Genomic DNA, 16,298 nt, shown 5'->3' with positions numbered 1-16,298 from the left:
GAGCGTTCTCAAATGACAACATTAATCAGAACTTTAAATGAGAATGGACAAACTGAGGCGGTCGCTGCAGGTTCAGTACATCACCGCAGTGAAGATGAATCTCGCGACACCATTGGCGTACCGTTTTTAGAGAAATCCCGTATTTCGGCTCGCAACGTTGACGTGTTTTATGATCATGGCGAAAAGCAAGCGATCAAAAATGTCAGCCTTGATATTGGTGAACGCCAAGTATTATCAATGATCGGTCCTTCTGGCTGTGGTAAGTCCACGTTTTTGCGCTGTTTGAACCGTATGAACGACACTGTAGATGGCTGTGTGATAACGGGCGATATTAATCTCGATGGACGGAATATCTACAGCAAAGACCAAGAGATCGTTGAGCTTCGCTCGCAAGTTGGCATGGTGTTTCAGCGCCCTAACCCATTCCCTAAATCGATCTACGACAATATCGCTTACGGTCCTCGCCTGCATGGCTTGGTCGAAAATAAAGCGGATATGGATCTATTGGTGGAAGAGTCGCTAACCAAGGCGGGTCTTTGGAATGAAGTGAAAGATCGCTTAGACCATCCGGCAACCGGACTCTCCGGTGGACAACAACAGCGATTATGTATTGCCCGAACCATTGCTATCAGCCCCGAGGTCATCTTGATGGATGAGCCTTGTTCAGCACTCGACCCGATTGCGACAGAGGTTATCGAAGCTTTAATTCATGACCTTAAACAGACTTTTAGTATCGTGATTGTGACCCACTCTATGCAGCAAGCTTTGCGCGTCTCCGACCGAACCGCTTACTTCCACTTGGGTGATCTGATCGAAATCAATTCGACCAAAGAGGTGTTCCATAATCCTCAGCATCGATTGACGAAAGATTATATCAGTGGTCGTTTTGGATAAGGGGCAAGACAGCGGCAAAGGCAGCAGAGAAACAACCTCTGCTGCCTTGCGTAACAATCAGGCGCGTAAACGGATTTTTATTTTAGGTGATGCCAACAGTGAATTAACCGCCTTTGCTTTCCAACAACTGAATTCAAAATGCTTTGGTCTATTTGATATTGTTTGTTATTCCGTCTCTTCTTGTCACGATATGACGCGTGAAAAGTTTCAGTGTTCGGGGCATTTTGACCCACAAGCAGAAAACTTCCTTGAGCATCATTACGATGTAATGATTGCCGTTGGACTCAATGTGATTCAGGTAGTGAAGCAGCCACCGTCTTACGACAAATTATTGTTTTGGGATATTGAGGGGGCGAGCGATGAATACGATGCGGTGGTAGAAAACGTGAACTATTTTATTTCTCGCTATCTGTTTCTTTGAGTTGATATTGACTGAGTTTATAGCGACTGAGTTGATAATATAGAAAGGATTGGCTAAAAGGATTGCTGGAGGATGGCAGCGGGGAAACACTCCGTGTTCCCGCTATTTTCAAAGTCTTTATCGTCAATAGAGACTTACTTTAGTTATCACGCTTAAGACAGAGTGAACAGTGTTGCCACAATTAACAACGACACAATGCTAATGCGCTCAAGCAGACCAAATACCGGTTGCTCGACATGACTTTTAACGGTTTGAATTTTCTTCATAGCTTACCTCGCTTAATTAAAATGTCATTCCATTGTAATACAATTATGCATTGAGGTACATAATTTAACCAGATTTCGTCTTGTTAATCACAAAGCCGAGACTTAACGGACTTTTTTTGTTGATGGTCACTTTGTGTGGACTATGTTCGATCCTCTATCCTTACGCCTCTATCCTTTGGGTACGGTCCTTGAAGTACAACAGACGTTGCCGTATAAAAAAATCCCCAACAACTCTCCGTTGTTGAGGATTGTTTAAATCAAGCTGATTTGGATTTAGTCAAGGAAACGATTAGTCTCGCAACTCTCGTCTTAAGACTTTACCAACGTTGGTTTTTGGTAACTCATCTCTGAACTCAATCGCGGTTGGGATTTTGTAACCTGTCAGGTGTTGACGGCAATGCTTTTTGATCTCATCCAATGTCACTGAGCCGTTGGTAACGACCACCAATTTTACGCGTTCTCCCGCAACACTGTCTGGCACACCTACCGCTGCCGCTTCAACAATTCTTGGGTGCAAGGTCGCGACTTCTTCAACTTCAGAAGGGAACACATTGAAGCCGGAAACAAGGATCATGTCTTTTTTACGGTCTTCAATATAGAAGATACCTTGCTCATCCATTCGCCCGATGTCACCAGAATTTAGCCAACCATCCGCGGACAAAATGGCTTTGGTTTCAGCGTCTTGCTTCCAGTATCCTTTCATCACTTGATCGCCACGAATTTGAATTTCGCCCACTTCACCCATAGGTAACGGGTTGCCAGCCTCGTCGACGATGCGCAATTCGGTGCTCGGTAATGGGACACCAACCGCAGGCACAAAGCTTTGTTGAGTATGAACACCACCGGCAACCACCGGTGAACACTCGGTTAAACCGTAACCTTCGATGATCGGCATACCTGTGATCTCTTGCCACTCTTGCGCCACGTGTTGCTGAGTTGCCATACCACCAGCGATAGTAAACTCGGCATGAGAAAAATCGAGCTGTTTGAATTTTTCGTGCTTGTTCAGCGCAGCAAACAACGTGTTGAGACCAAAGATCATGGTAAACGGGTATTTACTCAAATCATTAACGAAGCTGTTCAAGTCTCTTGGGTTGGTGATCAATAAGTTAGAGCCGCCCATATACATGATTAACATCATGCTCACGGAGTTAGCAAAGATATGATAAAGCGGGAGTGGCGTCACCGCATGCTCTTGGTCTTTTGCCGTTCTTGGACCAAAGTGACCGTAAACTTGCAGTACGTTGGCGATGATATTTCTATGGGTCAGCATTGCCCCTTTTGCCAATCCCGTGGTGCCACCGGTATATTGTAAGTAAGCCAAATCGTCACTTTCAATCTTAGGCACGTTCAAGGTCATGCGTTTGCCTTCCGTCAACACGCGACGCAGTGAAATCGCACCGGGTAAGTGATACTTGGGCACCATTTTCTTCACATACTTAACCACAAAGTTAACCAGCGTACGTTTATGGGGAGCCAGTTCGTCACCAATCTTGGTCAGAATTACATGTTTGATACTGGTCTTGGCAATCACCTGCTGCAAACTGTTACCAAAGTTCGTCACCGCCACAATGACGGCAGCGCCAGAATCTCGCAACTGGTGCTCTAATTCGCGTGGGGTGTAAAGAGGGTTCACGTTTACTACCACCAAACCCGCTTTCAATGCGCCTAAAATCGTGATCGGATATTGCAGCAAATTCGGCATCATCAGGGCAATACGCTCGCCTTTTTTCACCTTCAATTCATTTTGCAAATAAGCCGCAAAAGCATCACTTTTTTCCGCCAATTCACTAAAGGTAAGGGAGTGCCCCATGTTTACAAATGCGGTCTTGTCAGCGTATTTCTCAAATGTCGCTTTGAACATGTCGTTGATATTAGTGTATTGATCAATATCAACCACCGCCGGCACATCGTCAGGGTAGGTTTTGAGCCAAGGTTTAGTATCTGTAGTCATTTCTTTGCATCTTCTTATTTGAACCCCATAACTTTAACCAACTTTAGCGATAAGTGGTAGATTTGTGGCTTGTTTTGGGATTATATGCTTATTTTCTGGTCAGATGCGCTGTGCTGTGATCAGGTTGATAGGACGTAATATTGAAATAAATAGGTGTAGAAAGCGTCGTAAATTCATGCAGAGACTTCACACAACCCAACAGATAAACTCGTTTAACCCTAAAGCACAATGCCAAGATAGCCGACAGCTTTAATCATCAAGTGGGTGTGAATGGTATGATTCGCTTTGTTAGACTCGCGTTTGCTTTACCCCTGTTACTGGCTTGCCAAGCTTCACCGACTCGCACCATAACTGGTGATGATCATCGCATCGCTATGGCTAACGCAAGAATCGACTTAGGGATTGGCTATATGGAACTCAGCCAATATTCAAAAGCACTGCAAAATTTTCAACGCGCTAAACAGCACGCCGAACATCACTATCGAGTCTACTTGTCACTGGGTAAACTGCATAGCTTGATGCAACACGATAAGCAAGCGGAACAGTTCTACCAACAAGCGCTACAACTCGCTCCCGACAACGACGATGCCCTGTTTCACTTTGCGCTACACGTTTGCTATCACGACTCATACGCTAAGGCGCTCCCTTGGTTCCAAGCAACCCGCGAGCATGCGCATTTCATCCAGTTATCTGAGGTTTTTTATGCCCGTGGCGTCTGTGCAAACACCCACCAACTGCCCCAGCAGGCAAAACAAGACTTTGAAACTGCTCTGCGCTATCAACCTAACCACATTGATGCCGTCTATCACCTCGCCTTACTTGAACTCTCTTCGCATCAGTACCAACAGGCTGAGCAGCGTTTAATGGTGTTTCATCATCGTTTTGGCGAACACGAAAGAACTAAGAACCTGTTACAGCGGATTCATCAACGAGCCGTTAGCCAAGAACGAGTGCTTGTGCCATCTTTAGACGCTGATCGTGATCCATAAAACTCCAAGCCACAAAGCGGCTTTTCTTTTGACCCTGCGCCATATCTTGAATCAAGATTTGGGTAACGCCCAATTTCTCTAGACGCTTTCGCAGTGGTCGTACGTTGTCTTTTTTCGACACTAAGGTCGAGAACCAGATGACGTGGTTGGCATAGTCGAGGCTCTCGTTTGCCATTTTTTCAATAAAGGCTAACTCCCCTCCTTCACACCAGAGTTCTGCTTTTTGACCACCAAAATTCAGTGGCTGTGACGGATCTTGTTGGCGTTCTTCACCCCGAGACTTGGCAAGGTTGCTGTTCTTGCGCAATGTCCCTTGCGCGGCATCCTGTAGCGATTTATGGAAGGGAGGATTACAAGTGGTTGCAACAAAAAACTCATCCTCGGCAATAACGCCACGAAAGATAAGCTCGCTGTCTGTCTGCTGACGCAAGCTGATCTTGTTTTTTAGGGTGGCATTATTGCTGACGATTTGTTGGGCGCATTCAATTGAGATTGGGTCGATGTCACTGCCCACCCAGTTCCATTTATATTGACTGGCACCAATGATGGGATAGATACAGTTAGCCCCAACGCCCACATCCAGGGCATTGATTTTTAGCTTCTGTTTCGGTCCAAGTTCAACCGCAAGATCCGCTAGCAACCAATCATTTAGGCGATGAATGTATTCGGCTCTACCCGGTACTGGTGGACATAAAAAACCTGGCGGAATATCCCAGTAGTCGACAGCGTAATACTGCTTCAGCAGCGCCTTATTGAGAAACTTCACTGACTCGGGATCAGAAAAGTTGATAGTCTTCTGTCCCGCGGGATTTTGGGTAATAAATGGCTTGAGTTCTGGCAAGGTCAGACAAAGCTGATCGATATCATATCGACCTTGATGGAGATTATTTGCATGCAAACCGCGACTGGTGCGCTTGGTGACAGCAACCGGACTTTCACTGTTTTTATGGGCTTTGCTGCTTTTATTGCTTTTGCGGTTGCTATTACTGTTACTGCCTTTACTCGAACTTTGTGTGCGACGTTTCGGGTTATTTTGCATTGTTGAGCTCCAGATAAATCATAAACAGACGTCCCTCAAATTCGAGTTGGTGATAGTGCGGTTCCATGTGACAACAGAGGTGGTAAAACGCTTTATCGTGCTGCTTTTCTTTGATGTGCGCTAACTCATGCACCACCAACATTCGCAACAAGGCTTCCGGCGCATCTTTAAATACACTGGCGATCCGAATTTCATTTTTGGTTTTTATTTTCGAGCCGTGTACGCGAGACACATAGCTGTGTAAGCCGAGTGCGTTGTTAATCAGGTGGATTTTATTGTCCCAGACGACTTTAGACAGCGGTGCGGTCTTTTTCATATAACGATTTTTGATCTCAAGGGTGAAATCAAACAACGCTTTTTCGCTTTTTATCTGATGGCGGGAGGGATGACGCTGTTCGAACCAAGGGACGAATTTGCCAGAATCAACAATTTGAGAAATTTGGGCGACCACTTGCTCTGGATAACCCGAAATGTATTTTAATGCCTGATGCATCGCCCGCGCCTCGAATAAAAAGAGGCGCTATTCTAACCATCTGCGTTGGCGATGAATAGCGCTATGTGAACAAACTACGCTAGAAATTAAGGTGCTTACCAGCACTGGTGATAACGTTAGCTGACAATCGTCTCAACATCAGAGAAGAAAGATTTCACCCAAAGTACCACACTATCCCAGACACGCTTAAAAATAGAACCTTGTTCGACGGTTTGTTTAGCGACTAACGGCGCTGAAGCTATCGGATCATTCCCTGAATACCAATTAATGGTGCCGACAACCTCACCTTGATTTATTGGCGCCATGACCGGACCTTTGATCTCAATTTCTTTGGTGATACGACTATCTCGACTGCGTAAGTAAGTGGCGTAGATATCTTTCTCAAAACCGACCTTTATCGTCGATTCATCGCCTTTCCATACCTTAACCACCGCTTCTTCTTTATCTGACTCAGCCAACTGGTCGGTTTCATAGAATCTAAAACCATAGTTCAGCAGTTGGCGAGAGGCTTCTACACGTGTCTGCTTGCTCGGCGTCCCCATCACCACCGAAATCAATCGCATTGGTCCTTGAGTCGCTGAACTCACCAAGCTATAACCCGCTTGTGAGGTATAACCTGTTTTGCCCCCATCGACATTGAGCGAGTTATCCCACAACAAGCGATTGCGGTTGTATTGTTGTATATCCGCCCAAACAAAACGCTTCTCTGAGTAAAGTTTATAAACCTCAGGCACATCTTGAATGATACGAGTCATCAATATCGCCATCTCTCTAGGCGTGGTGTAAATACCTTCACCATCCAAGCCATGCGCGTTGATAAATTGGGTCTGATTCATTCCCAATGTCTGTGCCCAATCGTTCATCAGCGACACAAAGCCATTTTCCGAGCCAGCAACATGCTCCGCTAACGCGACTGCAGCATCATTACCGGATTGAACAATCAGCCCTCGCATCAGATCAATAACTGTGACACTGTCACCTGGCTTGATGAACATTTTGGATGAATCTGGGAATTTTACCGACCATGCATTCTCACTTATGGCTACTTTGCTGTCCCAAGTGGTACGTCCCTGCTGTATTTCTTTGCCAACGACATAGGCGGTCATCAACTTAGTCAGGCTGGCTGGCGCTAAAGGTTGGTCCGCGTTGTGACCAACTAGAATATCGCCAGATTGGAAATCCATTAATACATAGCCCTTGGCATTCAATGTTGGGGGGTTTGGCACGACAATAGCCATTGCCGGCAAAGATGCAACAAGGGTAAGCGTTAACAGTGAAGCACGGCCTTTAACACGCTGCATCAAATTGTTCATCTCTCGGACTCCTTGGATAGTGAGAGTTAAGGAAAAATACATTGTTTTATTGGTGAGGTTCACTGGACGAGTTGTTGATAGATTAAGCAGTAAAGCCAGCGAAAATTGAATCTTTCCCAATATGTGTAAACTAGAATAATTTGCGCCGTTTTACTTATGTTTTTTTGTAAATCTTATTGTATTTCCCCGCTCTCTCATTTTTGAGCTAGTCATACAAATCAAAAGGTGTTATCGACAATTAACTCTAAAATGATCTCATCGTTTCACGGTAATGACTTCAGTAAAGAGGATACTTGGGTAACGCCCCGGCTTATGTCACAATACGCTCAATTAATACCAGCATGACAACTCGACTCACTCCTCGGATAAACCAACCGCGATATGACCAGCAAACCCAACCTAGCTCAGGCAACACGACAACTGATTGACGACGTTAAAAGCCAACTGCCTCTGTATGACGAGGACACCTTTGTCTGTGGTCCAGACAATACCTGCATCGGCTGTCCTAAAAAGCTAATGGAACTAGTAGAAACGGAAGTCAGCTATTGGGAATCATCGCTTGAGCGCGGAATTGCACCTAACTTTGAGGAGCTAAGACGCTTTGGAAAACTCTGCTCAAGTGTTCGTCGTGGATTAGTTCGTAATGGAATGGTCGAGAAATAACAAATAATTATTAATTACTGAAATTTTTGCCCCATCTTTCTGGTCTCTGTTTTAAGCGCGAAGAATGTAGACGTGTGGTTTATTTTCAACCATTTAACCTACCAAATCGCACCTTAGCACTTGAATAACCCCCTTTAAACATTAGTATCTTAATGTAACAAGCAGGCAGGGTTTGCCACATTTATAACAATACGGACACCAAAATGATTCCAAACCAACTAAAAAGAAAGGCGTTTTTCCGTCTATTGTGCCCGCTACTCTTGGGCTTTTCTGGTTCCAGTTTTGCTGACACATCGGCTCCCTCATCAACGCCGTCAGCAGAGTGGCAGCAAGTGATTGAAAATGCCAAAGGGCAAAAAGTCTATTTCCATGCTTGGGGTGGCAGCCAAGAGATTAACCGTTATTTACAGTGGACCAGTCGTCAACTCAAGCAGCGCTATGACGTGCAATTTTACCATGTCAAAGTCAGTGACATCGCAGAGACCGCTTCAAGGTTGGTCGCCGAAAAAGCGGCGGGCAAAAACAGTGGCGGCAGTGTCGATATGGTTTGGATCAATGGCGAAAACTTTAAATCAATGAAAGACAACCAGTTACTGTTTGGTCCGTTTGTTGAGCAGTTACCAAACTGGCAATATGTCGACAAAAGCTTGCCTGTAGACAGTGATTTTTCTGAACCTACCGAAGGACTTGAAGCCCCTTGGGGTGTGGGACAATTGGTGTTTATTCACGATAAGCAGCAGCTCAACAATCCACCTCAATCTCATCAAGAGATGCTCTCTTACGCTAAAGCCTTTCCTAACCGCCTTAGTTATCCTAAGCCACCGGAATTTCATGGCACCAGCTACCTCAAATCGTTATTGATTGAGTTGACCGATAATGACCCATCACTCAGCCAGCCAGTTAACGATGAAGATTTTAACCTGATTACCCGCCCACTTTGGGATTACCTTGACCAATTCCATCAAGTGGCGTGGAAGCAAGGTAAGCAGTTCCCATCCGGTACCGCGGAAACGATCCAATTACTCGATGATGGACAACTGGATCTTGCCATCAGCTTTAACCCTAATGCGGTGTTTACTGCGCAAAACAATGGTAATTTAGCACCCTCCACCTATGCCTACGCCTTACAACATGGTGCACTTTCTAATATCCATTTTTTAGCCATTCCGTGGAACAGTGCGGCTACCGAAGGGGCGCGTGTGGCGATTAACTTTCTATTAAGCCCTGAAGCACAATCTCGTAAAGGCGATCTGCAAATCTGGGGCGACCCTTCTGTGCTTAAGAAATCGGTACTGACGGGGAATGCCGCCAAAACCGAAGCCTTTCCATCCGTGGCTGAACCTCACCCAAGTTGGCAAGCTGCACTGGAGCGCGAATGGTTGCGTCGTTACGGTAGTTAGTGATGATTCTCAGACTGTTGTACGCCTTATTGGTGATTGTCTGTATTGTTCCTACCGTTCCGGGTTTAGCCGGTGTGTTGTTGGCAGCGGCAGGTTATCTACCGCAACTGGGTTTTGACACCGCCAGCCTTGATTCCTTGGTACAAGTACTGCGCTGGCCGGGAGTGGAAAAGTCCGTTGCCTTAACGGTGTCGACAACATTTATCAGTAGCTATTTAGCACTGATTATCACTTTTTTTATTTTGCAATCATGTTGGCACTCTAACGCTTGGCGCAAGATTGAGTGGCTGTTGTCACCAATGTTGGCGTTTCCTCATGTCGCCTTTGCCATCGGTTTTGCTTTTTTGTTTTCTCCCACTGGCTTAGTCGCTCGTCTCTGGCAAAGCTCGTTAGGACAAAGCTCTTTTGGACAAAGCTTATTGGGGCAAGTGCCGCTAGGGAGTGAATCCCTGCTGATCCACGATGCTTGGGGCTTGGGCATGATTGCCATGTTAGTGGTAAAAGAGGTGCCTTTTCTATTGCTGATGAGCATACCGATTCTCAACCAACTCAATGTCTCTCGCTCATTGATCATGGCACAATCGTTAGGCTACTCCTCGTATCAGGCATGGTGGAAAGTGATTCTTCCTCAATGGCTGGTTAAGATCCGTTTTCCTTTATTAGCCGTGGTGGCTTATGGGGTTTCTGTGGTCGATATTGCACTGATATTGGGTCCGACGACGCCTCCGACTTTTTCCGTACTGGTTTGGCAATGGTTCAACGATCCTGCTCTCTCTCTGCTGCCTCAAGCGAGTGCAGGGGCTGTGCTACTGTTTGCGATTGCCTGCCTGTTTATTGGCTTGGTTAAAGCCATTGAGTGGCTGGTTTGCCAACGGCTCAATCAATGGCACTATTCGGGACGATTTGCTTTGCACGCCTCGGGTAGAGTGCTGTTTTCAATTCTTGCGACCGTTGTGGCTGTGATTATTCCCATCACATTGATCTGGTCATTTGCTCAGCGCTGGCGCTTTCCCGATATGCTGCCTAGCCGCTATACTACACGCTTTTGGCACTATGAATGGGACAACCTGATTAGCGTCGTCAATCAGAGCTTACTGATTGCCATCGTTAGCGCCTCTCTTGCGCTGCTGTTTGCCGTCATCGCGCATGAATTTCATCACAAGCACAAATACCGATTGCCCAATAGCGTGATCGCAATTCCGATGCTGCTTCCGCAACTCAGCCTCCTGTTTGGGTTACAAGTCACCACCTTATTGCTGAGTTCCAACAGTTTTTCATTCTGGGTTTATTGGTCGCACGTATTCTTTGCATTCCCTTATGTCTATCTGGCGTTAGATGGACCTTGGAGCAGCTACGATCATAGGCTAACTCAAGCCGCACTGAGCTTAGGTAAAAGTCCATTACAGAGCTGGTTTAAAGTGAAATTACCGCAACTTCTGCCCGCCGTGCTATTCGCATGGGCGATTGGTATCAGTGTCAGTTTGGCGCAATACCTACCGACTCTGATGCTCGGTGCCGGGCGCGTGGCAACAGTGACCACCGAGGCGGTGGCGCTATCGAGCGGTTTTGATCGCCGTGTCACTGCTATTTATGCGTTATTCCAAGCCTTGTTGCCCTTGGCATTTTTCTTATTGGTTGTTGTGTTTAACCGCTGCCATATGAGTCGGCGTAAACTTAAAGTAAAAGGAACGATTGGCCATGCCGCTTACGATCGAAAACCTCACCATTCTTAATCATCAGGGGCAGCCTTTGCTGAGCGACTTTGACCTATCCGTCGGCAAAGGAGAAATCGTCACCATTATGGGACCCAGCGGTTGTGGAAAATCCACTCTGTTGAATATGATCGCCGGACACCTTTGCAACGATTTTTCTTATCAAGGTAGCATCTCAATATCGGGCACCGACCTCACCCAGTTGCCCGCTCACAAAAGACAGGTTGGGATTTTGTTTCAAGACGATCTGCTATTTCCCCACCTCAATGTGTGGCAAAACTTAGCCTTTGCTCTGCCTAACGCGGTTAAGGGTGAAACGCGTAAACAGCAAGCACTTGCCGCCCTTGAAGAGATAAACCTATCAAACTTGGCTGAACATTATCCGGAGCAACTCTCCGGTGGACAAAGAGCTCGTGTCAGTCTCACACGAATGTTACTCGCTCAACCTAAACTTGCTTTGCTCGACGAGCCCTTTAGTAAATTGGATAAAGAGTTGCGGATACAATTCAGAGACTGGGTCGCAGCCCAACTCAGCGCTGCCAATATTCCAACCTTGTTAGTGACGCACGATGTTCAAGATGCACCGACGCAAGGACGTATTATTGATTGGACGATGGAAGTTAACCATGCTTGATCGACTAACGATTAAACTTATCAAAGCACCACTGGATAACGCTGCAATAGCGCTGAATGCACGAGGTGTTACCGCAAACAAAACTACGCTATTTGGTTTTGCTATTGGGTGCTTGGCACTTCCTGCGTTGGCGTGCCAGCAGTATGGATTAGCGCTCGTCTTTATCCTTATCAATCGCATTTGTGATGGATTAGACGGCGCACTGGCTCGTATTCAGGGCATCTCCGACTCTGGGGGGTTCTTGGATATCAGTTTGGATTTCTTGTTCTATTCGCTTATCCCATTTGGCTTTGTCATTGCCGATCCACAAAGCAATGCAATAGCTGGCAGCTTGTTGATTTTCTCTTTTGTCGGCACAGGTACCAGCTTTCTTGCCTTTGCGGTTATGGCTGGTAAACAAGGCATTGAGAATCCGGTGTACAAACATAAATCTCTCTACTATATGAGCGGTCTCACTGAGGGAACCGAAACCATACTCTGCTTTGTCGCCTTGTGTTTGTTACCGCAGCACTTCGCTATCATTGCCACGCTTTTTGCGACAGCCTGTTGGTTTACCACCGCAACACGTATCTACTCTGGCTTTCACACGCTCAGAGATAACGAGCACTAACTCACTCAAATTCAACCCGCCACAACATATATTTCGATTTTTATCGAAATATATGTTGACTCATATCACGTTGCTTCTATAATTCGAGAATATTCGAATCGTTAATCTTAATTTAGATTTAATTTGGTGGTGCGCCACCTAAAGAGGCAACATGAATCCAGAACTATTAAACATGGGCAAAGAAGCACTCGATATGTTTGCTTTCTTAGCAACCGAACTGGTGATCCTATTCTTGGTGATCAGCTATCTTGTGGGAGTACTGCAAGAGTTTCTAACACCAGAAAAGATCCAATCCATTTTAAGCTCGAAACAAGGCAAAGGTTATGTTGTCGCTGCGTTGTTAGGCTCAATTACGCCGTTTTGCTCTTGCTCAACCATTCCTTTCTTAAAAGGCTTGCTACGTGCTAGAGCGGGATTTGGTCCTATGATGGTGTTCTTGTTTGCCAGTCCGCTGCTTAACCCTATCATCATTGGTTTGTTTGTGGTCACCTTTGGTTGGCAGGTTGCAGTTTTCTACTTTGTGATTGCTATGCTAGTTTCTGTGGTAGCTGGCTACATTCTGGAGAAACTGGGCTTCGAGCGCTACGTTAAACCGGAAGCTTATCAATCTGCAGAACAAACCAGTTGTGGAACAACTAGTCGCTGTGAAACTGGCAACCGTGAAGTCAGTAGCTGTAAAACTAATGACCTTGAAAACAGCAACCTTGAAACCAGTAACCTTGAAACCAGTGATTTTGAAAAAAATCGCCGTTGCGGTACTGAAAAACCGACTGTGGAAAGCGCTTGCTGTAGTGCTAAACCAGAACCGAAACCAGCGCCAAGTTGTCCGACTCAACAGCCAACAACCACCAGCGCGTGTTGCAGTGCTGAAGCGAAACCAGAAACTGTCGCCGTGTCATGTTGCTCGACTGATGGCACTGCAACAGCCAAATTGGTCACAGAGCAACCGAGTCGTTGGCTGCGTATTTGGCGCTCAACATGGAAAGACTTTAAGCAAGTTCTGCCTTACTTAATGTTGGGTGTCGCGGTCGGTTCATTTATCTACGGATTTATTCCAACGGATATGATTGCTAAGTACGCGGGTGAAGGCTTATGGTATGCAATTCCTGTCGCAGCGGTGATTGGTATTCCACTCTATATTCGTGCTGAAGCAGTGATTCCACTGAGTGCGGCATTGGTACAAAAAGGGATGGCTTTAGGCTCGGTGATGGCGTTGATTATTGGTAGTGCGGGCGCAAGTTTAACCGAAGTGATATTACTAAAATCTATCTTTAAGAATCAGATGATCGCAGCGTTTTTGTTTGTGATTCTCAGCATGGCCATTGGCGCTGGATTCTTATATAGTTTTATTTTTGCTTAATGGTTAATGGTTAATCAACACTCAGAATAGAAGTATGCATACTTAGCCCTGAAAGATAATTCAGGGTTAAGATCATTGTGTAAGTTCCACTAAACTGAGTGTTGCTATTAATGTGATTTAACTGGTCTCCAAAAACTATTCTAATCGATACGTTGTAATCTCTGATAGTACTTAGTCAAACATCATAAAAATGAACTATATTTAGTCAATACTAGCTGACTAAATTTAAATAAGCATCAATCATTAATATTTCGAATAAAATAAATATCCATCAAATAGTTTAATAGAGGAAACAGTTTACCAGTTGCAGGTATCTGAACGTTCAGAATCTAATTTAAAGCCAGTGTCTGTAAACCAACTTTTTGTAAATGAATCTTCTGGCAGTAATTCAGTTCTATCACTTGACACTTTAAGCTTAAAATTGCCATTTGAGCTCACGCTCAAATTGATATCCCCCTCAACCGATATCGAATACTTGCCTCGAGCCATACCGCCTACATACGCCTTACCATCTTCACAGAAAACCACGTCCTTGATTAAAGCGTCTTTTTCTAGATTAATGTAAACACCTTCAAGCCATTCTGATGAAAAACAACTTAACGAAACTGAACTCATCAAGAAAAAACCAAATAATTTATACACCTTTTTCACTTTCACTCTCCTTGGTAAAATAATGAATAACCAAATAACAGGGTGTCATGCTACATTTCGAACAATATAAAAACAATAGCCTTTGCATCTATTCTAATAATATAAACTTAATTAAGAAATTAATGATTATTTTAGAAATGAAAAACAGCGCCATACTCTTATTTATCAACAGTTTCCTTAAATAAGGCGTCCAATTGATATTATTTTTAAAATTATAAATAACCATTAATTGAACAAGCTATTATTAGTGTTATCAATATTCAATACCCCAAACTCTAGAATAATATCAAAAGACTATTTGGCACAGAGGTTACTTGATGGGGGGAATTTTGTTGAGGTTATCACTGGCATTAAAAAAGGAGAGCAACGGCTCTCCTTTGTTCATTGAGTCAATCAACTGCGATTAAACATCGTAAGTGGTTGATGCCGTGTCGCCGCCTGTACCAGTCCAGTTAGTGTGGAAGAATTCACCACGTGGACGGTCAACGCGCTCATAGGTGTGAGCACCAAAGTAGTCACGCTGAGCTTGCAGCAGGTTAGCTGGCAGACGTGCCGTTGTATAACCATCAAGGAAAGTCAGCGCAGAAGTCGTACAAGGCATTGGGATACCAGTCTCTAGAGACTTAGCAGCCACTTTACGCCATGCTGCTAGGCTAGTGGTTAGGATATCTTTGAAGTACTTATCTGAACCAAGGAAAGCCAACTCTGGATCTTTCTCGAATGCATCACGGATGTTGCCAAGGAATGCAGAGCGAATGATACAACCACCACGCCACATCAGCGCAACGTTACCATAGTTAAGATCCCAGCCGTTTTCGTTTGAAGCTTCACGCATTAACATAAAGCCTTGAGCGTAAGAGATGATCTTAGACGCAAGTAGTGCTTGGCGTAATGCGTCGATCCACTCTTGCTTGTCACCTTCAACTGGCGTGATCGTCTTGCCAAATAGGCTTTGTGCTTCAACACGCTGCTCTTTAAGCGCAGACAAACAACGAGAGAATACCGATTCAGAGATAAGCGTCAGTGGGATACCCAAATCTAGCGCGTTAATACCCGTCCACTTACCCGTTCCTTTTTGACCGGCAGTATCGAGGATCTTCTCAACAAGAGGCTCACCCTCTTCGTCTTTATAGCCCAGAATATCTGCGGTAATTTCCACTAGATAGCTATCAAGTTCTGTGGTGTTCCACTGTGCAAAGACTTGCTGCATTTCATCAGCAGACATACCAAGACCGTCTTTCATAAACTGATACGCTTCAGTGATCAGTTGCATGTCACCATATTCGATGCCGTTGTGAACCATTTTCACAAAGTGACCTGCGCCGTCGTTGCCAACCCAATCACAGCAAGGTTCACCTGCGTCAGTTTTTGCAGAGATACCTTGGAAGATCGGCTTCACTGCTTCCCAAGCTTCTGCCGCGCCACCCGGCATAATGGATGGACCAAAACGTGCGCCCTCTTCACCACCAGAAACACCCGCTCCAATGAAATGGATGCCTTTCTCTTTAAGCGCAGCAACACGGCGGTTAGTGTCAGGATAGTTAGTGTTACCACCATCGATGATGATGTCACCCTCATCTAAAAGCGGAACTAGGTTTTCGATAAAGGTATCAACCACTGCACCGGCACGTACCATCAGCATCACTTTACGTGGCGCTTCTAGTTTCTCAACCAACTCTTCAAGTGAGTATGCGCCGATAATGTTAGTGCCTTTTGCTGGACCTTCAAGGAATTCATCCACTTTGGCCGCAGTGCGGTTATGAGCAACAACCTTAAAGCCGTGGTCGTTCATATTTAGGATCAGGTTTTGGCCCATTACCGCCAAACCAATTACACCAATATCACCTTTCATTGTTTTCTCCATTTCATCGGCAACATATCTTGCTGCTTGACTTCTGT

Annotated in this window: 15 protein-coding genes; 9 read left to right on the top strand and 6 right to left on the bottom strand. The window is 45.2% G+C overall.

Annotated features, from left to right (window positions below; translation table 11 throughout):
- The first annotated feature begins 12 nt into the window (after nucleotides 1–12).
- Together pstB and L9Q39_RS05825 are read left to right on the top strand one after the other, a co-directional pair.
- Complete coding sequence (gene pstB / locus L9Q39_RS05830; RefSeq protein ID WP_237484164.1) at nucleotides 13–894, top strand: phosphate ABC transporter ATP-binding protein PstB; 882 nt, start codon at nucleotides 13–15, stop codon at nucleotides 892–894.
- Complete coding sequence (locus tag L9Q39_RS05825) at nucleotides 878–1,315, top strand: hypothetical protein (protein WP_237484163.1); 438 nt, start codon at nucleotides 878–880, stop codon at nucleotides 1,313–1,315. The genes pstB and L9Q39_RS05825 overlap by 17 nt, the downstream gene beginning before the upstream one ends.
- Before the next feature lie 555 nt (nucleotides 1,316–1,870).
- Here the strand turns inward: L9Q39_RS05825 and L9Q39_RS05820 are convergent.
- On the bottom strand, nucleotides 1,871–3,535 hold the full coding sequence (locus L9Q39_RS05820; protein WP_237484162.1) for an AMP-binding protein: 1,665 nt from the start codon (nucleotides 3,533–3,535) through the stop codon (nucleotides 1,871–1,873).
- 275 nt (nucleotides 3,536–3,810) lie between these two features.
- On the opposite strand from L9Q39_RS05820, the gene L9Q39_RS05815 reads away from it, so the two are divergent.
- Complete coding sequence (locus L9Q39_RS05815) at nucleotides 3,811–4,524, top strand: tetratricopeptide repeat protein (protein WP_237484161.1); 714 nt, start codon at nucleotides 3,811–3,813, stop codon at nucleotides 4,522–4,524.
- Here the strand turns inward: L9Q39_RS05815 and rlmF are convergent.
- The 3 genes from rlmF to L9Q39_RS05800 all read right to left on the bottom strand — a co-directional run bounded on the left by rlmF (nucleotide 4,472) and on the right by L9Q39_RS05800 (nucleotide 7,369).
- On the bottom strand, nucleotides 4,472–5,563 hold the full coding sequence (rlmF, locus tag L9Q39_RS05810) for a 23S rRNA (adenine(1618)-N(6))-methyltransferase RlmF (protein WP_237484160.1): 1,092 nt from the start codon (nucleotides 5,561–5,563) through the stop codon (nucleotides 4,472–4,474). The genes L9Q39_RS05815 and rlmF overlap by 53 nt on opposite strands.
- Nucleotides 5,553–6,056 carry a YgjP-like metallopeptidase domain-containing protein gene (locus tag L9Q39_RS05805; protein ID WP_237484159.1) on the bottom strand — a complete coding sequence of 168 codons (504 nt, stop codon included), beginning with the start codon at nucleotides 6,054–6,056 and terminating at the stop codon, nucleotides 5,553–5,555. The genes rlmF and L9Q39_RS05805 overlap by 11 nt, the downstream gene beginning before the upstream one ends.
- Before the next feature lie 116 nt (nucleotides 6,057–6,172).
- Nucleotides 6,173–7,369, bottom strand: coding sequence for a D-alanyl-D-alanine carboxypeptidase family protein (locus L9Q39_RS05800; RefSeq protein WP_435532809.1), 1,197 nt, complete (start codon nucleotides 7,367–7,369; stop codon nucleotides 6,173–6,175).
- 381 nt (nucleotides 7,370–7,750) lie between these two features.
- On the opposite strand from L9Q39_RS05800, the gene L9Q39_RS05795 reads away from it, so the two are divergent.
- The 6 genes from L9Q39_RS05795 to L9Q39_RS05770 all read left to right on the top strand — a co-directional run bounded on the left by L9Q39_RS05795 (nucleotide 7,751) and on the right by L9Q39_RS05770 (nucleotide 13,748).
- Nucleotides 7,751–8,032, top strand: a complete 282-nt coding sequence (locus L9Q39_RS05795; protein WP_237484158.1) for a hypothetical protein — start codon at nucleotides 7,751–7,753, stop codon at nucleotides 8,030–8,032.
- 203 nt (nucleotides 8,033–8,235) lie between these two features.
- Nucleotides 8,236–9,432 (top strand): ABC transporter substrate-binding protein, encoded by a 1,197-nt coding sequence (locus L9Q39_RS05790; protein WP_237484157.1) that lies wholly within the window; start codon nucleotides 8,236–8,238, stop codon nucleotides 9,430–9,432.
- A 5-nt stretch (nucleotides 9,433–9,437) separates the two neighbouring features.
- Nucleotides 9,438–11,165: an ABC transporter permease gene (locus tag L9Q39_RS05785; protein WP_237485514.1), complete on the top strand. Its 1,728-nt coding sequence runs from the start codon at nucleotides 9,438–9,440 to the stop codon at nucleotides 11,163–11,165.
- Nucleotides 11,131–11,778 carry an ATP-binding cassette domain-containing protein gene (locus L9Q39_RS05780; protein ID WP_237484156.1) on the top strand — a complete coding sequence of 216 codons (648 nt, stop codon included), beginning with the start codon at nucleotides 11,131–11,133 and terminating at the stop codon, nucleotides 11,776–11,778. The genes L9Q39_RS05785 and L9Q39_RS05780 overlap by 35 nt, the downstream gene beginning before the upstream one ends.
- The gene (locus L9Q39_RS05775; protein WP_237484155.1) at nucleotides 11,771–12,388 is read left to right on the top strand and encodes a CDP-alcohol phosphatidyltransferase family protein; all 618 of its coding nucleotides are present in this window, start codon (nucleotides 11,771–11,773) and stop codon (nucleotides 12,386–12,388) included. Before L9Q39_RS05780 ends, L9Q39_RS05775 begins: the two co-directional genes overlap by 8 nt.
- 151 nt (nucleotides 12,389–12,539) lie before the next feature.
- Nucleotides 12,540–13,748 (top strand): permease, encoded by a 1,209-nt coding sequence (locus L9Q39_RS05770; protein WP_237484154.1) that lies wholly within the window; start codon nucleotides 12,540–12,542, stop codon nucleotides 13,746–13,748.
- Nucleotides 13,749–14,045: 297 nt separating this feature from the next.
- Here L9Q39_RS05770 and L9Q39_RS05765 read toward each other — a convergent pair whose 3' ends face one another.
- Nucleotides 14,046–14,399 (bottom strand): hypothetical protein, encoded by a 354-nt coding sequence (locus tag L9Q39_RS05765; protein WP_237484153.1) that lies wholly within the window; start codon nucleotides 14,397–14,399, stop codon nucleotides 14,046–14,048.
- Between the two features lie 403 nt (nucleotides 14,400–14,802).
- Complete coding sequence (gnd, locus tag L9Q39_RS05760) at nucleotides 14,803–16,251, bottom strand: decarboxylating NADP(+)-dependent phosphogluconate dehydrogenase (RefSeq protein ID WP_237485513.1); 1,449 nt, start codon at nucleotides 16,249–16,251, stop codon at nucleotides 14,803–14,805.
- Nucleotides 16,252–16,298 lie beyond the last annotated feature (47 nt).

This window comes from Vibrio hippocampi (assembly GCF_921292975.1).
GTDB lineage: Bacteria > Pseudomonadota > Gammaproteobacteria > Enterobacterales > Vibrionaceae > Vibrio > Vibrio hippocampi.
The sequence above is the reverse complement of the archived record's forward strand: the minus strand, read 5'-3'. Positions and strand labels throughout refer to the sequence as shown.